The following is a 21629-nucleotide window of genomic DNA, read 5'->3' as shown; positions in this document are numbered from 1 at the left end:
GAAAGGCGAGGCCGCCCTCCGTCGGCCCGACGCCCGTCAGAGAGTGATCCACTCGCTGGACGTGGTGACGGCGTCGAGGAGCTCGGGGATCGGGCTGACCCCGAGACCCGGCCCGGAGGGAACGTCCATGTACCCCTCGGAGATGGTCAGCGGCGCGGTGATGTCGGTCCGGTAGAAGCGGTCCGAGGCCGAGATGTCACCGGGGAGGGTGAAGCCGGGCAGTGCGGCGAGGGCCGCGTTGGCAGCCCGGCCGAGCCCGGTCTCGACCATGCCGCCGCACCACACGGCCAGCCCGTGGGCGGCTGCCACGTCGTGGATGCGCACCGCCTCGAGATACCCCCCGACGCGTCCGGGCTTGATGTTGATGATCGAGCACGCACCGAGCGAGATGGCGGCCGCCGCGGACTGCGCGGAGACGATCGACTCGTCGAGGCAGACCGGCGTCTTGATGAGCCGAGCGAGCTCGGCGTGGCCGAGGATGTCCTCCTCCTCGAGCGGCTGCTCGATGAGGAGCAGGTCGAAGTCGTCGAGCTTGGCCAGGTGACGCGCGTCGCGCAAGGTGTATGCCGTGTTGGCGTCGACCTGCAGGGGCACGTCGTCCCCGAAGCGCTCGCGTACGGCGCGTACCGGTTCGACGTCCCAGCCCGGCTCGATCTTGAGCTTGATCCGGACGTAGCCGGCGTCGAGGTAGCTGCCGACGACGTCGAGCAGCTGCGGGATGCTGTCGAAGATGCCGACCGACACCCCTGAGGGCACGCGTTCGTGGACGGCGCCGAGCTCGCGCGCCCAGGACCGCCCGTCGGCCCGCAGCTCGGCGTCGAGCACGGCCATCTCCAGTGCCGCCTTGGCCATCCGGTGGCCCTTGAACTGGTGGAGCACCGCGTTGACCGCGTGCGCGCCGTGCCGCTGCAGCTCCTCCGTCGAGGCCGCCAGCGTCGGGAGGAAGAAGCGACGCAGTACGTCGGCTATCGCGTCGACGTACTCCGACGAGTAGAGGGGGTCCGACATCGCGACGCACTCGCCCCAGCCCTCACCGTCGGAGGTGACGGCGCGGAGCAGCAGGATGTCGCGCGCGGTCTGGGTGCCGAACGACGTCCGGAACGGCGACACCAGCGGCATCGCGATACGGCGCAGCTCGACGCCTTCGAGCTTCACGCTCACGGCAGATCTCCTTCGTGTGGCAGGACGAGGTAGCCCCGTTCCTTGTCGAAGCCGGCGACGTGTCCGCCGACGTCCAGGGCGCCCACCAGCTGGTCGCGCACCTTGGCGCGCCAGGCCCTCGCCTGCTCGGGGTCGGTGAGCCGAAGGGCCCCGATGTCCCGCGGGACTTGAACCCACGAGGCAGCGGCACCGGGGGGCACGGTCGCCCGCACGGGCGACCCCGCACACGCCTGCGCCACCTCGGGCGAGGTCAGCGACCAGTGCACGAGGATCCGGTCGCTGTCGTTCCCCCGGTTGATCGCATCGCTCATGGAGCCGTAGAAGTCGGGGAGGTACTCGGCGACACGGGCGCCGAGCTTCGCCAGGTTGAAGTAGGCGTTGCGGGAGACGAGCGGGTCATAGGTCCACTCGGTCAGGTCGATGCCGCGATCCAGGCACCAGGCCCGCTGGTGCAGCTTGAGCGCGAACCCGGCGTGGCGGCCGGCGACCGCATCCGTGACCCCGGCGATGTGGCTGTGCATCGCGCGGGCGGCGGGCGTCGAGTGGAAGCCGACGCAGACGCCGACCATGCCCGCCTCGGGGCGCTTGGCGTCGAAGGCCCCGGCGACGTAGCTCTCCGCCTTGCCCATGGCGCGCAGCAGCTCGGCGCTCATCGGCGGGTTGTCGGGAGTGCCCCAGATCCGGCCGAGGACGGCGGCCGCATCCTGGAGCTCCTCGAGGGTGAGGAGCTCGCGCACGACGACGCGGGACGCGGCGGCGGCGGCGTCATAGGACGCCCACGGCTCAGTGGTCATGATGTGGCTCCTGGTTCGGTGGCGACGGTGCGAGCAGCTCCTCGATGAGTACCCGCAGCAGCAGGGTCCGGTCACCCAGTCGGTCGACGAGCACGTGCTCGTCCTCGGCGTGCGCTCCTCCGCCGACTGCTCCGAGCCCGTCGAGGGTCGGCACCCCGAGCCCGGCCGTGAAGTTGCCGTCCGAGGCGCCACCGACGGCCGCCCGGGTCAGCTCGGGCAACCCGATTCGTGCGGCGATCGTCTGCGCCCGCTCGAAGAGCGGCAGCGACGCCGCCGCCTCCAGGGGGGGCCGGTTGATGCCTCCGTCGACCTGCACCTCGGCACCGGGCAGCACCGGCCGGAGCCCACGCAACGCAGCGTCGACGCGCTCCTGCTCCGACGCCGTCCACGCCCGTACGTCGACCGAGAACCGGGCGGAGGCCGGCACGGTGTTGACGGTGGTTCCGGACGTCGCCGCCGTGGGCGTCACCGTGGTGCCGGCACCGGGGTCGGCCAGCGCCGCGACCTCGTGCACCAGGTGGGCCAGCTCGAGGGTCGCGTTGACTCCCTTGTGCGGCTCCAGCCCGGCATGAGCGGCCCGGCCGGCGATGCAGATCTCGTAGAGCGACGTGCCCTTGCGGGCGGTCTTGAGCGCACCCCCGTCGGCCGAGGCCTCGAGCACGAGGACGGCCTCGGCACGGCGAGCCTCGTCCTCGATCAGCGCACGGGAGCTCGCGGAGCCGACCTCCTCGTCACCGGTCACCAACAGCGTCACGCCGTCGCGCTCGCCCAGGTCCGCGATGGCGTGCAGGGCCATCACCAGACCGGCGATCATGTCGAAGCACCCCGGCCCGCGCAGCACCCCGTCAGCGATCGTGAACGGTGACCGCGCCAGCGTGCCGATCGGCCACACCGTGTCGTGGTGCGCCAGCACCAGGACACGGTGTGGCGCCGTCGGCGCACCGAAGCGCCAGCGCAGGTGGTGTATGCCGTCGACGACGAGGCGCTCCGGCGCGACGCCGAGGCGTTCCGAGCCGATGCGAGCGACCAGGTCCGCCGAGCGTTCGACGGCGCCGAGGTCGTCGGACGGCGACTCGCACTCGACCAGCTCGCGCAGGTCCGCGAGCAGCTCGTCGAGAGCCGGCCCAGCCGGACGAGTGTCGCCGAGCGTCGTCATGCACGCCTCTTCGGAGTGGCGCGCGCGCCGAAGTGGATGTACTCCTCGCCGGTGGGCAGAGCGTAGAAGCGGACCGGGTAGTACGCCTCGCTCTTGTCCGGCTTGACCGCGAAGAGGGCGTCGCCGACCGGGATCAGCTCGTGCACCTCGGGCTCCGCGGCGCCGGACGCCTCGGCGACCGGCCCCGAGACGGTGGTCCGCATCCAGGTCTTGCCGTCCTCGAGGTAGACCTCCTCGACGACGGACTCGCGGGCGTACGTGCCGAGGTACGGCGTCGCGTCGACCTCGACCGGCTCGGCGGGCAACTCGAACCGCGCGGGGAGTCGCACGTCGGCGAGCGCCGAGAAGATCTCCTCGTAGAGGTCCTGGTAGAGCGTGATCGCGCTGCCGAGGTTGGTGTTGAGCGAGACGGCGATGCCCGCCTCCGGCAGCAGCCTGAGGAACGCGGCCTGGCCGATCGTGTTGCCGTCGTGGCCGATGGCTCGGTGACCGTTCCAGTCGCAGCGGAACCAGCCCAGGCCCCACGAGTCGCCGAGCAGGATCTTCTCGGGGCACTCGGTCTGGTAGTCGGCCATGGCAGCGACGCTCTCCTCCGAGAGGACCCGCGTGCCGTCCGCCGCCAGGCCACCGGTCAGGTGCATCCGCGCGAAGGCCAGCACGTCGGCAGGAGAGGAGGTGATGAGGCCGGCCGGTGCGATCGAGCGGGGCAGGCCCCAGACCGGTGCGGTCTCCGGCTCGTCGCCGCCCTTGAGGTGGCCCATCGCGTGGGCGAAGACCATGGCCTCCTCGGGCAGGGTCGTCGTGTGCGTCAGGCCGAGCGGGGCGAAGAGCCGCTCCCTCATCGCCTCGTCCCACGTCTTCCCGGTGACGACCTCGATGATCCGGCCGAGCACGGAGAAGCCCGAGTTGCAGTAGGACCACGTGGCACCGATGGGGTGGTTCTGCGCTGCATCACCGAGCTGGGCGACGTACTTCTCGAGCGCGTCGTCACCGCGGCCGGTGTCGGTGAAGACGTCACCGTCGACACCGCTGGTGTGGGTCAGCAGGTGCCAGACCGTGACCTTCTTGGTGACCTCCGTGTCGCGCAGCGCGAGCTCGGGGAGGATCTCGACCACCGGGGTGTCGAGCGCGAAGCGTCCCTCGTCCACGAGCTGCATGACGACGGTCGCCGTCCACACCTTGGAGACCGAGCCGATCTGGAAGACCGAGTCGGGCGTGGCGGGCTGCCCGGTGCCGGCGTGCAGGACACCGGTCGCGGTCGTGAAGACCTCGTCGTCGGCGCCGTCGGCACCGAGGCGCAGGATGCCGAGCTGGGCGCCGGGGACGCCGTGCTTCTTCACGAGCTCGGCGAACCGGGCTTCCCAGTGGGCGGTGTCGAGGTCGGGTCGGTTCGTGGTCATGGGGTGGTCTCCTTCGTGGGGATGTCGTGGCCGCCGGGGATGGCGGCCAGGAGCTGGCGGGTGTAGTCGTGTTGCGGGCGTCCGAGCACCTCGGCCGTGGGGCCGTGCTCGACGATCCGGCCGCCCTCCATGACGGCCACCTGGCTGGCGACGTAACGGACGACCGCGAGGTTGTGCGAGATGAAGAGCATCGAGAGGCCCAGCTCGCGCTGCATCTCCCGGACGAGGTTGAGCACCGCGCCCTGCACGGAGACGTCCAGCGCCGAGGTGATCTCGTCGGCGATGACGAGCCGGGGCCGGCCGGCGAGGGCCCTCGCGAGCGCGACGCGCTGCCGCTGGCCACCCGACAGCTCACCGGGAAGGTGCCCGGACCGGCCGGGGTCGAGGTGGACCAGCTCGAGGAGCCGGGCGATCTCGGCACGACGGCCGGCACGTGAGAGGCGTCCCGACTCGGGCCGGTAGAGCGCCTCGGCGATGCTCTCCCCGATGGTCATCCTCGGGTCGAGGGAGGAGAACGGGTCCTGGAAGACCATCTGGACGGGCCGGTGCCGACCCCGAAGACGGATCGGTTCACCGTCGAGCAGGATCCGTCCACCGTGGACCGGCGCGAGCCCGACGGCCGCCTTGGCCAGCGTGGACTTGCCCGACCCCGACTCCCCGACCAGGCCGACGATCCCGCCGTCCGGAACGGTCAGGCTCACCTCGTCGAGGACGGTGCTCGCGTCGTAGCGGACTGTCACGTGGTCGAACTCGAGCGTGCTCATGCGAGCGCCTCCTCAGCCGTCACGACGTCGGCCGGCTCGTCGGCGTGCCAGCACGCGACGCGGCTCCCGCCCGGGCCCGCCGTCAGGGTCGGGTCCTGCTCGCGGCAGCGGACGGTGGCGAGCGGGCAACGCGCGGCGTACGCGCAACCCACCGGGACCTGCGCCGGCTCGACCGGGTGGCCGGGGATCGTGGCGAGGGGGGTGTCGATGTCGGTGGTCATCGCCGGCACGGCGGCGACGAGCGCGCGGGTGTACGGGTGTCGTGCCCTGGTGCGCAGGTCGGCGGTCGGCAGGTCCTCGACGATCCGGCCGGCATACATGACGAGCACGCGGTCGCAGACGTCGGCGACGACCGAGACGTCGTGGCTGATGAGCAGGAGAGCGGCCCCCTCCTCGCGGCGTACGTCCTGGAGCAGCGCGAGCACCTGGCTCTGCACGGTGACGTCGAGTGCGGTCGTCGGCTCGTCGGCGATGATGAGCCGGGGGCTGCCCATCAGCCCCATCCCGATCATGGCGCGCTGACGCATGCCACCCGAGAACTCGAAGGGGTACTGGCGGGCCCGGCGCTCGGGGTCGCGGACGCGGACGGCGCGGAGACGGTCGACGGCACGGGCCGACGCCTTCTTGCGATCGAGTCCCTGGTGGTGACGGCCGACCTCGGCCAGCTGGGCGCCGATCCGCATCGTGGGGTTGAACGAGGTCATCGGGTCCTGGAACACGACGGCGAGCGAGGTGCCCAGCAGTGTGTCGCGGGTCTGACCGGACGCCGGCTCCTCGAGCAGGTCGGTCCCGCAGAAGGTGAGGTGCCGGGCGTCGATGCTCGCCGGCTCCTCGACGAGGCCGGCGATCGACAGCGCCGTCAGTGACTTGCCGGACCCCGACTCGCCCACGACGCCCACGGCCTCGCCTGCGGCGATGCCGAACGAGACGCCGCGGACCGGCCGGACCGGACCGTTCGCCCCCGGGAAGGTGACCGAGAGGTCGCGGACGTCGAGCACCAGGTCGCCGTCGGCGGCGTGGTCGTGGGGGATGTCGGTCACCGGCGTCTCGTCGGTCGGCACCCGCAGCGTGCCGGTGCCCGTCGGCGTGGAGATCCCGAAGACCCCGGCGATCGCCTCACCGGTGAGGTTGAAGGCCAGCCCGGCGAGGACCACCATGATGCCGGGGCCGAGTGCCGCGAGCGGGTGCACGAAGATGCCGCTCAGGCCGTCCTGCATCAGCCGGCCCCAGTCGTACTCCGGCGCCTGGACGCCGAGCCCGAGGAACGACAGCCCGGCGAAGCTCAGCAGGATGGCGCCGGCGGTGATGGTCACGTTGACGATGAGTGGCTCGGCCACGTTGGGCAGCACGTGCCGGGCCATGATCCGGAAGCGGTTGACGCCCGTGATCCGCGCCGCGGCGACGTACTCGAGCCCGGTGACTCCGGCGACGAGCGTCTGGCAGAGGCGGGCGAGCCCCGGGGCGACCGCGAGGCCGATCGCCAGGACCGCGCCCCTCGCCCCGACGCCGAAGATGACGGCGAAGACGAGGACGAGGAGCAGCCCGGGGAAAGCCACGAAGACGTTGACGAGGGCCGTGACGAGCCGGCCGAGCCGGCCGCCGAGCAGCTCCGGGGCGGTGCCGAGCACGAGGCCGATCACCGTTCCGAGCGCGGTGGCCACGAGCGTCAGCGTCAGCGAGAGTCGGGTGGCGACCAGGACCCGGAAGAACAGGTCGCGGCCCAGGTTGTCGGTGCCGAACCAGTGCTGCGCCGACGGACCGGCGAGGAGGTTCTCGGTGTCGACGACACTGGCCTTGTCGCCCCAGAGGATCGGGGCGAAGACGGCCAGGAGCACGATGAGCGAGAGCAGGCTCAGCCCGACGAGGCCGACGGGCGTCTTGACGATGCGAATCCAGCGCTGGGACATGACTAGAGCTCACCGATCGTGGAACGGGGGTCGAGCACGGCGAGCGCGACGTCGACCAGGGTGTTGATGACGAGCACACCGAGCCCGTAGACGAGGACCGTGCCCTGCACGACCGGGTAGTCCTTGGTGACGATCGACTGGACGATCGTGCTGCCCAGCCCGGGCCAGGAGAAGACGTTCTCGACGAGGACCGTGCCGGCGACCATCGAGGCCAACAACATGCCGCCGAGGGTGAGCGTCGCCGTGACCGCGTTCGGAAGCGCGTGCCTGAGGTAGATGCGTCGGGCGGGCAGTCTCTTCGCCCGAGCCGTGCGGACGTAGTCGGTCTCCAGCACCGCGAGCATCTCGACGCGGACGATGCGCGCCAGAACGGCCGCCGGACCGATGGCCAGGGCCAGCACCGGCAGGACGTACGACGAGGCGTCGGTTCGGCCTGCGACGGGGAACCACCCGAGGCCGACCGCGAACACGGCGACGAGGGCGACGCCGACGAGGAAGTCGGGGATCGCGCCGAGCACGACGCTGCCACCGGCGAACGCCAGTTCCGTGCGGCGGCGCCGGCCGCGCCTGGTCGCGACCGCGACGGTCACGCCCAGCGGGACGGCGACCGCGATGGCGACGAGGAACGCCAGGACAGCCAGGGAGGCCGTGGCGGGAAGCCGCTGGCTGATCGTCTCCGAGACGGGTAGCTGGGTCGTGATCGACTCGCCCAGGTCGCCGTGGAGCAGGTTGCCGAGGTAGTGCACGTACTGCGTCAGCAGTGGGTCGTTGAGGCCGAGCGCCTGTCGCTTGGCCTCGACCAGCTCGGTCGGGGCCGTCATCCCGAGGGCCGCTCGGACCGGGTCGCCCGGGACCAGGTGGATCATCAGGAACGACACGGTGACGAGCACCCACAGCGACACCAGCAGCCGCCCCGTACGACGGAGCGCGAAGCGTGTCCACCTCCCACCCAGCCGGCCCTGTGGTTTCGGGACGGACCGGGGCGGAGCGGCTGCCGGTGTCAGTGTTGTCATCTCGCGGTCACTTCCCGATCAGCCGAGCATCCGGATGCTGGTGGGCACGATGCTGCCGAGGACGTCCATCTCGGCGCCCTTGCTGAAGAACGGCAACAGGCTGTTGGCGAACAGGACCACGTCGTTGGCCTTGAACAGCGCGGCCTCGGCAGCCAGCCAGTCAGGACAGCTGTCGGCGCCGACCTTGCCCATCGCCTTCTGGACGCTCGCGGAGTAGTCCGCGTTGGTGATGCCCGACATGTTGTTGCCGCCATCCGTCACGGCGGGCCCGGAGAAGAAGGGCACACCCTGCTCAGGCGTGTTGAGGTTCAGCGGCTCCCAGGCGAGGTCCCAGTCGCCGGTGCCGAACATCGCGTTGACCATGCCGGTCTCGTCGAGCTGCTTGGCCTTGACGGCGACGCCGAGCTTCTTCCACGCGTCCACGGCGAGCTCGGACGCGGCGCTGCCGCCGGAGCCGAGCGAGGCGTCGTAGAGGAAGGAGAGCGACAGCGGCTTCCCGGCCTTGGCGCGCATGCCGTCGGCGCCCTTGACCCAGCCGGCGGCGTCGAGCGCCGCCCCGGCGGCGGCCACGTCCGAGCCGAGGACGTTGCCCTCGACCGACGAGCCGGTGCAGGCGGCCGGCGCGACGACGGCGAGCTGGGTCGCCGGGCCGCCACGGTCGGAGGTGATGACCTTCTGCAGCTGGGCCAGGTCCAGCGCCTGGGTCAGGGCCTGCCGAACGGCCGGGTCAGAGGTGGCGTGGGCCTTGTCGTGGTTGTACCACTGCTCGCCGACGATGGCTTGGGCGTCGTCGTGGTCGAGCTTGGCCGCCTCGAGACGGGCGGCGTCCGGCCCGTGGATCGCTGCCGCGTTGAGCGCGCCGGAGAGGAGCTGGTTGGCGGCCGTCGTCTCGTTGGGCACGACCTTGACCTGGATCGTGGCAGGCATGCCCGTCGTGGCGGTCGTCGCGCCGGCCGGGCCCCACGTGTAGCCGGTGCGGATCGCGTAGGTGTAGTGGTCCCCGGGCACGGCCTCCTTGAGCGTGTAGGGACCGGTGCCGGCCGTGCCGGCCTTGAGCGAGGCGCGGTCCTTCATGCCGGAGTCACAGACCATGGGCAGGTTGGCGAACGAGTCCAGCACGAAGGGCGACGCGGAGGCGAGGGTGACCGTGAGGGTGCTGCCACTGGCCTTGGCCGTCGCACCTGCCGGCACGAACACCCCGAGGAACGGGCTCTTGTTCTTCGGGTCCTCGACGTAGCTGATGTTGTCGGCCGCGGTCTGCGCCGTGAACGCCGCACCATCTGCGCACGTGACCTTGGGTGCGATGTCGAACGTCACCGTCTTGCCGTTGACCGACCACTTCGACGCGAGGCCGGAGGTGACCTGGCCCTTGGCATCCACGGAGACGAGGCTGTCGTAGGCGAACTTGCTGACCTGGAAGAGCGGGCTCGACGCGCTGCCCTGGGGGTCGAGCGCCCCGGGGTCTGCGGAGAGCGCCATCGTGAAGGTCTTGCCGGCGGCATACGTGCTGGCGCTCGAGCCGCCGTCGGACCCACCGCAGGCGGTGAGGCCGACAGTGGCCACGGAGAGGGAGAGCGCCAGGATGGCGCTCGAGCGGACCGGCCTCATGGGCGTTCCTCTTTCTTCGGGCTGCTTCGGGTGGGGCTGTGACATGCGGATGGGTTCAGCTGGTTCGACCGGTGCCGCGTCACTCGACGCGGGCGACCACACGGCCGTAGTGGACGTACTTCGCCTGGTCGGCGCCCGACGCGCTCGTCACCGAGCCGATGAAGGCGAAGACGACGTGGATGCCGCGGTAGTCCTCGACGGTGATGAGGCTGTCGTCGACGAGGTGCACGAGCTCGAAGCGGATCGGCTTCTCACCGATCTCGGCGTGGATGTCCTTGGGCTGCCGGTCGAGCCAGACCCGGCCGTCCTGGTCCTGGCTGACGGTGATGTCGTAGATGGTGTCGGCGTAGTGGCCCAGGTAGCGGCTGACGTCCACCTGCTGCGGGTCTGCCGGTGGGGTCGGGCGGGCCGGCAGCTCCACGCCGGTGAGCCGGGTGAGGAGCGTGGCGACCACGTCGTTGAAGAGACCGAACACGTCGCCGCCGTTGGTGAGCATCGCGATGGCGACGCCCGCCTCGGGGACGACTCGCAGGAAGGCCGCCTGGCCGATGGTGCCGCCGTCGTGGGCGACGACGGCACCCTGGGGCGCGTCGAACAGCTCCCAGCCGAGGCCCCAGGCGTCGCCCATGCCAGCGAGGCGGGGGAGGTCGATCTCGCGGGTCTGCATCGCCTGCACCGACTCGGCGCTGAGCACACGGGTGCCGTCGGGCGCGACGCCGCGGTCGAGGTGCATCCGCACGAAGCCGAGCAGGTCGGTGGGGGTCATCGCCAGCATCGACCCCGCGGGAGCGTTCGAGCGCGCCAGCGCCCAGGAGGTTGCGGGCGCCAGCTCCCCGTCCTCACCGGCGACGTGACCGGTGGCGGCACGGTGCCGGATCGCCTCGTACGGGCTCGGGCTGACGCGGTCGAGACCGAGGGGCGCCGCGATGCGCTCGAGGAGGACCTCGTCGTACGGCTTCGCCCGGAGGACCTCGATGAGGCGGCCGAGCACGACGAACCCGGTGTTGTTGTAGGAGAAGGTCTCCCCCGGCGCAAAGAGCTGGGGGAGGTCGGTGAGGGTGGCGACGTACTTCTCGATGGCGTCCTCGCCGCGGCCGGTGTCGGTGAAGATGTCGCCCTCGAAGCCGGCGGTGTGCGTCAGCAGGTGGCGCGTGGTGAGGGCCTTGGCGGCCTCCATGTCACCGATGACCAGCTCGGGCAGGTAGTCGAGCAGCGGCTGGTCGAGGTCGAGCAGCCCGTCGTCGACGAGCTGCAGGACGAGTGTCGTGGTCCAGATCTTCGTGATGGAGCCGATCTGGAAGACGGTCTCGGAGTCGACCGGCACCTGGGTGGCGAGGCTCGTGACGCCGCCGGCGGCGGTCGCGACCTCCCCTCCCGCCAGCACGGCGATCGTCGCTCCGGGGACCCCGTGCTCCGTGACGAGGTCCGCGAAGTTCTCAGCGAGCCAGGTGGCGGCAGCCTGCGGCGCGTCGGTGCCCAGTGGGCTGTCCTGTGTTGACATAACGGCACCGTAAGCGGTTCGCCGACGCGAGTGTTCGTTCGATCGGACAGCAACCGCTACGCGAGTTTGTGCGATTCGCCAGTGAGGCTGCGACGGGGACGGTGTTTGCTGAGGAGGTGCTGATTCTCCGCGGCGGGCGCGTGATCGACCCGCGCTCCGGGACCGAACGAGTAGCCGACGTGGCGGTGGACGGACGCTCGGTGGTTGCCGTCGCTCCGTCCCTCGCGACGGAGGGGGCCACCGTCGTCGACGTGACCGGACTCGTGGTCGGTCCAGGCTTCGTGGACCTGCACAGCCACGTCCACTCCATCGCGGGCCAGCGGCTGCAGGCGCTCGACGGGGTCACGACGACCCTCGACCTCGAGGCGGGGCTCATGCCGGTCAGGAGGGCCTACGCACGTGCGGCCGCCGACGGACGCCTTCTGCACTACGGCTTCTCGGCCTCCTGGGGCGACGCCCGCGCCGCGGTGCACCTGGGAGCGACGCCGGCGGCCGATCTCCACGCGTCGCTCAAGAGGCTGGGCGACCCGGCGTGGCAGCGATCGTCCTCGCCGTCCGAACGCGCCGCCTGGCTGCGGCTGCTCGAGTCCGAGCTCGAGGCCGGAGCGCTCGGCATCGGGGTCCTGATGGGCTACGCCCCGCGGACCGACCCCGACGAGTTCCTGGACGTCGCCCGCCTCGCGGCGCGGACCGGCACCGCGACCTTCACCCATGTGCGCGAGATCATCGAGGCCGACCCGACCACGCCGATCGATGGTTCGTTCGAGATCGTCCGGGCTGCGGCCGAGACCGGTGCGTCGATGCACCACTGCCACGTCAACAGCACCTCCCGCCGTCACGTCGACCGGGTGCTGGGCCTGCTCGACACGGCGCGGAGCAACGGATCCCGGGTGACCGTCGAGGCCTACCCGTACGGCGCCGGCAGCACCGCGATCGGCGCCTACTTCCTCGCCCCGGAACGGCTCGACGCCTGGGGTCTGCAGCCGGCGTCGCTCAGGCTCGTCGCGACCGGCGAGCAGATCGCCTCGGTCGCCCGGCTGGCCGAGCTGCGTGCGACCGATCCCGGCGCCGTCTGCGTCGTCTCCTTCCTCGACGAGGACAGGCCCGAGGACGCCGCGCTGCTCCAGCGAGCGCTCGCCTTCCCGGACTCGATCGTCGCCAGCGATGCCATGCACGTGGAGTGGCCGGACGGTTCGACCGACAGCCGCGAGTGGCCGCTCCCCGAGGGCGGGCAGACGCACCCGCGCACCGCCGGGACGTTCTCCCGCTCGCTTCGGCGGATGGTCGTCGAGACCGAGGCGTGGTCGTGGGCGGAGGCCTTCCGACGCTGCTCCTACCTGCCCGCGCAGGTGGTCGCCGGTTTCGCGCCCGCCGCACGGACGAAGGGCTGGCTCGACGTCGGCGCGGATGCCGACCTGGTGGTCATCGACCCAGCCACCATCAGCGACCGCGCCACCTACGTCGACCCGACGCGGCCCTCCGTGGGAGTGCGACACCTGCTGGTCGACGGGACCTTCGTGGTGCGCGACGGCGCCATGGACGTCGGCGCCTTCCCCGGCCGTCCCATCGTTGCCGCTCTCGCCTGAACGCTCCGACGCAGCGGAGCCGTGCCGTGGGCGGACATCGCGGTACACGTGGCCGGGGCGAGGCGAGCCTCGGCGAGTACACGGGAAGCGCGAGGTGCGTCTTGGCGCCCTGAAGGGCTCCCGCCCGTCAGCCGACCGTCACCGACGTCATGACCGGGGACACCTGGTCCCGAGCGGATCCACTGCGGATGTGGAGCGACCGAACCGCCGCGCGGATCGCCACCGGCTCGTGCGAGAGGGTCGTTCGACCGTCCACACCACCGACGACCGTCGCCGTCATCCCTTGCGCAGATCTTGCGCGAACCCATACGCGGAGGCTATGTCGCAACAGGCGCCTGCGCTCGTAGTGTCTTTCTTGGGCCTGAGGGCCTGAATGGCCGGGGCCGGTGGGACGGTCCGGGTCGGTTCGGTGGTCATGGGAGGCGCCGGGCCGGGGGAGGGATGGTTGTCATGAGTGCTGTCGCAACGGTGGATCTGTGGGTGGACGAGTGGGCCAGGGAGGCCAGCTGTGCCAGCCAGGACCCTGAGGCGTTGTTCGTCCGGGGCAAGGCCCAGCATGACGCGAAGGCGGTCTGCAAGACGTGTCCGGTCCTCGCGCAGTGCCTGGCAGAGGCCCTGGACAGCAGGACCGAGTTCGGTGTGTGGGGAGGCATGACCGAGCGGGAGCGCCGAGCGCTGCTCCGAAAGCGCCCGGACATCGCGTCGTGGAAGTCTGCTCTGCGCTCGGGAATGGCCTCGCAGACCCGGTAGGCACGGCGCGTGGTCGACGGCGCTCAGCGTGTGATGCCCAGCGTGGCGATCAGGTCTTCGTGCAGCTCGAACCAGACCCGGTGACAGGAGTCGAGCTCGGTGGCGGTGAGCCACCTGGGATCATCGTCGGCCCTGAAGAGCGCAACGTTGAACCGTCGGTGGTATCCGGCGAACCGGGTCAGGCGGGCGGTGAGGTCGGCCTCGAGCGCCATGAGTGCTGGCGTGACATCGGTCAGCTGCTCTCTGACGCGTTCGTAGGTCACCGACGACGGGCTGAGCTGGGCCGCCGAACACGCCGCGGTCACCGTCGCGTTGTACGGGAGGAACGCGTCGTGCACGTGAGCGAGCTCCTCTCGGCTGCCGACGCCGTCGAGCTCATGGGCGAGCTGGTCCTCGTTGACGCGGCGGCCGGCCTCGGTGAGGGACCAGCCCGACAGGTCACCGAAGGACGATGACGTGACCCAGCCCTTGGCCGCGTAGTCCTGCAACACCTCCTGGGTGGCCCCGGCGTCGAGGCCGAACCGGTCTGCGAGGACGACGGTTTCGGCAAAACCCTTGAGCCGCAAGGCATGCAGGGTCAACAAGTCCGGTGACGAAGTGTGCGCCATGGTTGCTCTCTTCTCGGTCACGAATGCACTGACGACGCTGAACAAGGGCGTCCAGGCGGGGTCGGTCGTGCGGCACACGAGGACGTCACCGGGCCGCACCCGCGTGAACTCGTCGAGGCCGTGCACGACACGGGCGACGCCGTTCACCCGGCCCGGACTGCACCCGACGCCGCTGACGAGGACGATGCTGGCCGGCCGGGCCGCAGGCGACCCGGGTGGTGAAGACGCCGTGGTGATGGGACGGCCCTGGAGGAGCCACAGGGTGTCGCCGGAGATGGCCCACTCGATGTCCAGCGGACAACCCAAGGCGCCGTGCGCCTCCCGAGCGGTCCGGGCGATCTCGCGGATCTGGGCGTCGGTCAGTGCCGCTCGGCGCCGCTCCCGCGGGGGGACGGCGCTGCGGATCAGCTCGCCGTCGCGCCAGTCCAGGCGGGTCGCCTTCGACCCCACGGACCCCTCGACCGCTCCCAGCGCAGAGACGGTGAAGCGGTCCGGCACGACCTGGCCGTCGACCACCGACCCACCCAGACCCCACGCCGCCTCGATCACGACGTCGTCGAGGCCGGTGCGAGGGTCCTGGGTGACCACCACCCCCGCGACCTCAGCGGCCACGAGCCGTTGGACGACGACGGGGACCCGTGGAGGGGTGGCCGCCCCGGCCCGCGCCGCATACGCGCGGACACGGTCGGCGGTACCTGACCGACCACACGCCAGGATCGCCGCAGCAGCCTCGGCGCTGCCCACGACGCCCAGCACGGTCTGAAGCTGTCCGGCGAACGAGGCAGTCGCCGAGTCCTCCAGCAGCCCGGAGGAGCGCACCGCCATGGGCGCATCCAGCCGATCGACGACAGCACCCAGGGCCAGCGCGTCCAGGTCGCCCACGACGACGAACCCGTTCGGGACGTTGAAACCCGAACGGGACAGGAGCCCCAGACCCAGTGCTTTTCCACCGCAGGTCGCGTCCGCCTCGTCCAGCGCGATGATCGGCACGGGACCCACGGTACAAACCGTCGGGTCATCCTGGCTGGCCGACTCCCCCGCAGGTCGGCGCTCTGGCGACGTCCAGCAGAATCCGGAGGGCTGTGACTAGGCGGGCTCGCCGACGAGAAGGTCGCGCACGGCGTCCAGAGTGCGCTCGGGGTCCTCGAGCCAGAAGTCGTGACCCACTCCCGGCAACCGGCGCACCTCCCAGCCGAGGGCGGCCAGACGCTCGCTCGTCGCGTCGGCCAGCACGGTCGGGGCGTCGTCGGACAGCAGGATCGTGGAGGGGACCGCCGGTGCCGCGACGGGAGCCGGATGATGGGCGACATCGCGGAACACGTCGATGGTCATCCGCCGGTCGAACCGGGCGAGGGCCGCATCCCGCAGGCTGGCATCCGACGGCGACAGGGGCGGCCGACGACGGCTGCGACGCTTCTGCGCCAGCGCCGCGACGGTGAGCGTCACCGGAGCGAGGAACCACAACAGTCGCCCGGCGAGCCCGCGCGTGGGGAGCGCCAGACGGAATCCGGGGTCGAGGTAGAGGGCGTGGACCGGGGCGAGCCGGCCCACGGCCCGCTCGAGCACCGAGCCACCGAGGGAGTGGCCGACGACGAGGTCGAGGCCTGTCGGAAGGGTCTCGACCAGGTCGTCGGCGAAGGCGTCGAGGGTGTAGAGGTCGGACCGGTCGCTCAGGCCGTGCCCGCGCAGGTCGACCGTGGTCACCGTGGTGCCCCCTGCCGCGACCAGTCGTTCGGTCAGCCCGCCCCAGAGCCCACCGTCGGCACTGAGGCCGTGGACGAGCGCGACCTGTCGTGGGCCGTCGCCGTGCCGCTGCGTCGCGAGCCTCACCGGGCGTCCGTGGCCTCGTGCGCGGGGGAGGGCACCACGGAGGTGGTGGCGTCGACCTCTCTGAGGAAGTCGAGCAGTGCCTCGTTGAACCGGTCGGGCTGGTCGAAGCTGATGGCGTGCCCAGCATCCTCGATGACCAGGGCGCGCCCGCGCGGAGCGTCGGCGATGGCGGCTGCTGCGTGCTCGCACGGCCAGATCTGGCTCTCCCGCCCGGCGAGCATCAACAGCGGGAGGGGAAAGCGCCGCACGACGTCGCGCCAGTCCTGCCGCGCGTGGTCGGCGAGCAGCGGCAGGGTCTCGGGGGCTGAGGGGTCGCGGAACGCCGGCGGTGCGCCGAGCCGTTCCACGAGGCGGAGCATCTGCGAAGCAGACCGGTCCACGGTGCGACCTCGTCCGGTGTCGGGCACGCCTCCGGCGAAGAGCGTCCCGGCGTTGGCGGGCTCGTAGCCGTAGAAGCCGTGGTGCCATCCGTCGTCGTTGAGCATCTTCGGCGTCTGGTCGACGATGACGGCCGCACTGAGCCGGGCCGGGCCGAACTGGTCGACGTAGGCCCACACGGTGTTGCCGCCCATGGAGGCTCCGACGAGAACCACGTCGTCGAGCTGGAGGTGGTCCAGCAGCTCGCCCAGGTCGCGCCCGTGACGGGCCATCCGCTGGCCGTGCGCGGGCGTCTCGGACTCGCCGTGGGCGCGCCGGTCGAAGGCGATCGTGCGGTAGCCCGCGTCGAGCAGGGCGTCGACGGTGAGCGCCCACGACGTGGCGGGCGCCGTGTAGCCGTGCACGAGGACGACCGGAGGTCCCTCTCCGTCATCGGTGTACGAGAGTGTGACGTCATCGGTGGTGCGGAAGGTCGGCATACCGTCTTGGCTCCTGTCGGGTGCGGTGACCCGACGCTAGCCGGGGAGCAACCCTGCAACCATGGAGATCTCCTCCGTGCCGCACGGTCGAAGGTGGAGATGTGGACCAGGCGGAAGCGACGACGTCAACCCGCAGGGCCGGCCAGGAGGCGGTGCAGGCGCAAGGCGACCTGGAGCTCGAGGGCCTGGTCCGGCTCCTTCCAGCGCGGGCCGAGCACCTCGGTGACACGCTCGAGCCGCTGGTACAGGGTGTTGGGATGGATGTGCAGGGCCGCGCAGGTGCGGGCGTGGTGACGGGCCTGCTCGAGGTAGGTCTCGAGGGTCAGGGCGAGGTCGCGCTGGTGCTCGAGGTCGTAGGCGAGGAGCGGGCCCACCGTGGACTGCACGAACGTCGTGAGCCCCGCTCGCCCTGAGCTGCTGAAGAGCGAGCGGTAGAGCCCGAGCTCGTCGCTGGCGGCGCAGGATCCGGCACGGCCGAGGGCGATGAGCAGGGCCGCGGCCTGCCGCGCCTCCTCGTGGGCCGACCGGACCCCCTGCGGGCCGCCCACTCCGGCGGCGAGGCCCGTCGTGGGGGTCGCGGCGTCCTGACCGGCCAGTCGCGTGGCCGTCTCACGGGCGCGGTCGACGGTGGTGGGGAGGAGGACGACGACCTGGCCGGCATGGGCAGCCGACCATCCACCCAGCTCGGAGGCGAGCCGTGTGGCGAACGCGGTGGCTGCCGCGGAGCCCACGGGCTCCGCGTCCACGACGGCCACGGCGATCACGGCCTGAAGGTCGATGCCGAGGGCCCGGGCCCGGCGCAGCAGGCTCGTCTCGTCGGCGTGGGTGGAGAGCAGGGCGTGGATGAACTCGCCGCGGGTACGCAGCTCGGCCTCGGCCACCGACCGCTCGGAGGCGAGCAGCACCGCCACGGTTGTGGCGCCGATGCGCAGCAGGCGCAGTGCCTCCTCGTCGTCCTCGGCCGTCGGCGCGGCCACGAGGTCGCCGCCGTGGCCGTTCGGCAGGTCGACCGGCACGACGAGGCCGCCGTCGGCAGGGGTGGCACCGGCGAGGGCGCGCCCCTCGGCGTCGCGGACCTGCACGACCAGACCGGCCGACCGCTCGAGCGCCGTGACGACCGCGGCGACCCCTTCTCCCCGGATCACGATGTCGTTGAGGACGTCGCGCAGGTCGCTCGCGCGCTGGCGGCTCTCGCTCACCGCCCTCAGTGTCTCGTTCGTCGACCGCAGCTCGGCCGCGGCGGCGCGCTCCCGGTCGAAGAGGTCGGCGGTGCGCAGGGCGAGGGCGGCGTGGGCCGCCAGTCCGGCGAGGAGCTCCACGTCACGGTCGCCGAACGAGCGTGGTCGACGATCTGCGGCGAGCAGGACCCCGAGGGTGTCGTCACCGACGACGAGCGGAACCCCCAGGATGCCGCCCAGCTGCTCGCTCAGTGCCGCCGCATCGGTGCCCTCGCCGTGGGGGAACCGGGTGTCCTCGAGGTAGCGCTCGCTCGCCACCGGGCGCCCCGTCGCCAGGACCTGACCCCCGAGACCCTGCCCCGACTCGAGCTCGATGCCGCGCATCGCCGCGCCCATCGCACCGTCGACGACCTCGATCCTCAGCAGCTGGGCGCGGAGCAGCATGATGTAGGCCACGTCGACGCCGAGCAGCCGTCGCGCCTGCCGTGCCACCTCGTCGAGCACCTCGCGGGTGTCGTGCAAGGCCGCGAGTCGACGGGCGAGGTCGTTGAGGACGGCGAGCTCGTCGGCGCGACGGCGGAGCTCGGCCACCGACTGCGCGACGTCGTCGTCTCCTCCGCCCACAGGCCCATCCTGACCCATGGCAGGTCGGGGCACCCGTCAGGCGATGACCTTTCCCGGGTTGAGCAGCCCCCGGGGGTCGAGGGCCCGACGGATCGAGCGGTGCATCTCCACGACGACCGGGGACAGCTCGGCCTGGAGCCCATCGCGCTTGAGCAGGCCCACGCCGTGCTCTCCGGTCACCGTGCCGCCGCAGGCCAGGGCCTCGGCGATGATCTCCGCGAACGCGGCCTGCGCCCGCACCTGCGCGGCCTCGTCACCCGGTGTGGTGATGATGAGCGGGTGCAGGTTGCCGTCCCCGGCATGGGCGATGTTGGCGATGAGGACGTCGTGTCGCTCCCCGATCGCCTGCACCCGAGCGAGCATGTCCGGGACCCGCCCCACGGGGACGCAGACGTCCTCGGTGAGGACCGGCCCGAGCCGCTCGAGCGCCGGGTAGGCGAGTCGCCGCGCCGCGAACATCGCGTCGGCCTCGGCGTCGTCCTCCGACCGGGCGGCCCACGTGGCCCCCGAGCCCTCGAAGCAGGCCAGCACCGACTCGGCCTCGGCGATGCCGGCAGCACCGGGACCGTCGACCCGGGCGAGCAGGATGGCCTCGCAGTCGGCCTCGATGCCGAGGTTCTTCCAGTCGTTGACGGCGGTGAGACAGTGACGGTCGAGCAGTTCCAGTGCCGACGGGACCGCACCGGCACGGGCCACGGCGGCGACAGCCTCACCGGCCGCCACGAGCGAGTCGAAGAAGCCGACGATCGTGTGTTCCGGTGGGCGAGCCGGACGCAGCCGCACGGTGACCTCCGTGACCAGCCCCAGCGTGCCTTCGGAGCCGACGAGCAGCGACACGAGGTCATAGCCCGCAACCCCCTTGGCCGTCTCGCGGCCGAGGCGGACCAGCTCGCCGGTGCCGGTGACCACCTCGAGGGCCAGGACGTAGTCGCCGGTGACGCCGTACTTGACGCAGCACACTCCGCCGGCGTTGGTCGCGACGTTGCCGCCGATGGTCGACCAGGGCGAGCTGGCCGGGTCCGGCGGGTACCAGAGGCCGTGCTCGGCACAGGCCGCACGCAGGTCGTCGTTGACGACGCCCGGCTGGACCACCGCGAGGCGTTCGACGGGGTCGATCCGCAGCACCGCCGTCATCCTCTCGAAGCTGACGACGATCCCGCCGGCCACGGCATTGGCGCCGCCGGACAAGCCCGTGCCGGCCCCCCGAGGCACGATGGGGACCTCGTGCACGAGGCACCACCGGACGATCGCGCGCACCTGCTCCGCATCGGCCGGGCGGGCGACCGCCAGGGGGGCCGCCCACGGCGCCCACTCGGCCTCGTCATGGCAGTACCGCTGCACCGACATCGGGTCGGTGATGAGCGTGCCTGCCGGCAGCTGGTGCGCCAGCACACGAAGGTCGGGAGCCCCGGGGGTGCCCGGGTGGCCCGCCACGTCGGGCAGGGACGCGACGGTCATCGCACTGCCTTGATCGGCCGCACGGCCAGCGCCCCGAGCATCACGAACACGATGCCGGCGACGAACAGCACGGGGTAGCCGCCGGTGAGGGTCACCAGGCCCGCGGCGATGGAGGGACTCATCGCCTGCGGGAGTGTCGTGGCCAGGCCCAGGATGGCCAGGTCGCGGCCTGCGCTGCTCGCGCCCTGGAGTCGAGCCGGCAGCACCTCGGTCATGAGGGCGAGGTCGATCGAGACGTAGGCACCGAACCCGAGCCCGAGCAGGAACGCGTAGGCCAGGACGCCCTGCGTCGTCGGCACGAAGAGCGGGATGGCGAGCGCGATCGACATGACGACCGACGACCACACGATGAAGGGCTTGCGTCGTCCCACCCGGTCGGACAGCCAGCCGCTGACGACCGCCGAGAGGAGGACGCCGAAGAGGAGGACGACACCCATCGTCGCGGCGAAGGAGTTGGACTCGGCGTCGCTGAGCCCGATGTAGTCGCGCAGGATGTACAGGCCGTAGGTCTGTGCGCCGTAGAAGCCGATGACCATGAGGAAGCGCGACCCGAACGCCCACGCGAAGTCAGGGTGCTGGCGGGGGTCGACCCAGAACCCACGCAGGAACTCCGTGGCGGTCGTCCGCTGCCGCGGCAGGTCGGTGCTCGACTCCTCGCGGTTCACCAGGACGAAGACCGCGATGATGACGAGGACCAACGCCGAGAGGATCGCGTAGGGAAGCCTCCCGCTGGAAGCGGTGCCGCCGGCGACGACGGCGCCCACGGCGTTGCCGATCGTGATCCCGACTCCGATCATCGCCGAGACACCGCCGCGACGGGAGGCGGGGTAGCGGTCGGGCACGAGAGCCGTCGCCGCGGCCTGGATGGCGTTGACGCCGACCTGGACGGCGAGCCACACGAGGGCCACGCCCAGGACCGACTGCGCCAGAGGAAGACCGATGAGGAAGCCGCTCGTGACCAGCGCGCCACCGACCATCCACGGCGTGCGGCGCCCGAAACGCGACCGGGTCGCGTCGGACAGGGCACCCGCGACGGGCTGGGCGAAGATGTTGGCGATGAAGGCCACCGTGGTGACGATGGCGAGGTTCCCGATCTTGCTCGCCTCGTCGAGCCGCGCCACGATGTTCGGCAGCAGGATGCCGGCGCCCCCCGAGTTCACCGCGAGGATCGCGACGTAGACGAGCAGGAGGCCGAACGACATCCGGCGCAGCTTGGGGGCCGCGGCAGCAGGAGCGTCGGCGGCCGGTGGGGTGTCGGGGGCCTCGGAGAGGACGGGGACAGGGGTCTCGCTCAGCGCCATGGGAAGCTCCTGGCTCGGTGGGCGGCCTCGTCGCCGCTCGATCGAGGCCGACGCTACGCAGCCCGGGGGTGCGCCACGATGGACAGTTCCTCCATCGATGGCGCAGCTGCACAGGTGAAACCTCTAGTACGCA

Annotated in this window: 17 protein-coding genes; 2 read left to right on the top strand and 15 right to left on the bottom strand. The window is 71.6% G+C overall.

Going from position 1 to position 21629, the window contains the following annotated elements:
* Positions 1–36: 36 nt before the first annotated feature.
* The 9 genes from menC to NR112_RS09950 all read right to left on the bottom strand — a co-directional run bounded on the left by menC (position 37) and on the right by NR112_RS09950 (position 11304).
* The gene (menC, locus tag NR112_RS09990) at positions 37–1155 is read right to left on the bottom strand and encodes an o-succinylbenzoate synthase (protein WP_256794499.1); all 1119 of its coding nucleotides are present in this window, start codon (positions 1153–1155) and stop codon (positions 37–39) included.
* 2 nt (positions 1156–1157) lie between these two features.
* Entirely contained in the window at positions 1158–1955 is a 798-nt protein-coding gene (locus NR112_RS09985; protein WP_256793965.1) for a GNAT family N-acetyltransferase, read from the bottom strand.
* Entirely contained in the window at positions 1945–3111 is a 1167-nt protein-coding gene (locus NR112_RS09980; RefSeq protein ID WP_256793964.1) for a M20 family metallopeptidase, read from the bottom strand. Before NR112_RS09980 ends, NR112_RS09985 begins: the two co-directional genes overlap by 11 nt.
* Complete coding sequence (locus tag NR112_RS09975) at positions 3108–4511, bottom strand: serine hydrolase (protein ID WP_256793962.1); 1404 nt, start codon at positions 4509–4511, stop codon at positions 3108–3110. The genes NR112_RS09980 and NR112_RS09975 overlap by 4 nt, the downstream gene beginning before the upstream one ends.
* Positions 4508–5275 (bottom strand): ABC transporter ATP-binding protein, encoded by a 768-nt coding sequence (locus NR112_RS09970; protein WP_256793961.1) that lies wholly within the window; start codon positions 5273–5275, stop codon positions 4508–4510. The genes NR112_RS09975 and NR112_RS09970 overlap by 4 nt, the downstream gene beginning before the upstream one ends.
* Positions 5272–7182, bottom strand: a complete 1911-nt coding sequence (locus NR112_RS09965) for a dipeptide/oligopeptide/nickel ABC transporter permease/ATP-binding protein (protein ID WP_256793960.1) — start codon at positions 7180–7182, stop codon at positions 5272–5274. The genes NR112_RS09970 and NR112_RS09965 overlap by 4 nt, the downstream gene beginning before the upstream one ends.
* Positions 7183–7184: 2 nt before the next feature.
* Positions 7185–8195: an ABC transporter permease gene (locus NR112_RS09960; RefSeq protein ID WP_256793958.1), complete on the bottom strand. Its 1011-nt coding sequence runs from the start codon at positions 8193–8195 to the stop codon at positions 7185–7187.
* An 18-nt stretch (positions 8196–8213) separates the two neighbouring features.
* Positions 8214–9803, bottom strand: a complete 1590-nt coding sequence (locus NR112_RS09955) for an ABC transporter substrate-binding protein (protein WP_256793957.1) — start codon at positions 9801–9803, stop codon at positions 8214–8216.
* 79 nt (positions 9804–9882) lie between these two features.
* Positions 9883–11304: a serine hydrolase gene (locus NR112_RS09950; protein ID WP_256793954.1), complete on the bottom strand. Its 1422-nt coding sequence runs from the start codon at positions 11302–11304 to the stop codon at positions 9883–9885.
* Between the two features lie 68 nt (positions 11305–11372).
* Between NR112_RS09950 and NR112_RS09945 the strand changes: the two genes are divergently transcribed.
* Both NR112_RS09945 and NR112_RS09940 read left to right on the top strand, forming a co-directional pair.
* A complete protein-coding gene (locus NR112_RS09945; protein WP_308336779.1) occupies positions 11373–12890 on the top strand; it encodes an amidohydrolase family protein in 1518 nt (505 codons plus the stop codon).
* 450 nt (positions 12891–13340) lie between these two features.
* On the top strand, positions 13341–13640 hold the full coding sequence (locus NR112_RS09940; RefSeq protein ID WP_256793949.1) for a WhiB family transcriptional regulator: 300 nt from the start codon (positions 13341–13343) through the stop codon (positions 13638–13640).
* Between the two features lie 23 nt (positions 13641–13663).
* Here NR112_RS09940 and NR112_RS09935 read toward each other — a convergent pair whose 3' ends face one another.
* The 6 genes from NR112_RS09935 to NR112_RS09910 form a co-directional block, all read right to left on the bottom strand.
* Entirely contained in the window at positions 13664–15238 is a 1575-nt protein-coding gene (locus tag NR112_RS09935) for a PEP/pyruvate-binding domain-containing protein (protein WP_256793947.1), read from the bottom strand.
* Positions 15239–15334: 96 nt separating this feature from the next.
* On the bottom strand, positions 15335–16078 hold the full coding sequence (locus tag NR112_RS09930; protein WP_256793945.1) for an alpha/beta fold hydrolase: 744 nt from the start codon (positions 16076–16078) through the stop codon (positions 15335–15337).
* Entirely contained in the window at positions 16075–16935 is an 861-nt protein-coding gene (locus NR112_RS09925; RefSeq protein WP_256793943.1) for an alpha/beta fold hydrolase, read from the bottom strand. The genes NR112_RS09930 and NR112_RS09925 overlap by 4 nt, the downstream gene beginning before the upstream one ends.
* A 125-nt stretch (positions 16936–17060) precedes the next feature.
* On the bottom strand, positions 17061–18737 hold the full coding sequence (locus NR112_RS09920) for a GAF domain-containing protein (RefSeq protein WP_256793941.1): 1677 nt from the start codon (positions 18735–18737) through the stop codon (positions 17061–17063).
* 36 nt (positions 18738–18773) lie between these two features.
* Entirely contained in the window at positions 18774–20195 is a 1422-nt protein-coding gene (locus tag NR112_RS09915) for an FAD-binding oxidoreductase (protein WP_256793939.1), read from the bottom strand.
* Complete coding sequence (locus NR112_RS09910; RefSeq protein WP_256793937.1) at positions 20192–21496, bottom strand: MFS transporter; 1305 nt, start codon at positions 21494–21496, stop codon at positions 20192–20194. The genes NR112_RS09915 and NR112_RS09910 overlap by 4 nt, the downstream gene beginning before the upstream one ends.
* Positions 21497–21629: the final 133 nt, after the last annotated feature.

It is taken from the genome of Terrabacter sp. Ter38 (assembly GCF_024519435.1).
Lineage (GTDB): Bacteria > Actinomycetota > Actinomycetes > Actinomycetales > Dermatophilaceae > Terrabacter.
This window is presented reverse-complemented; position numbering and strand designations above follow the sequence as displayed.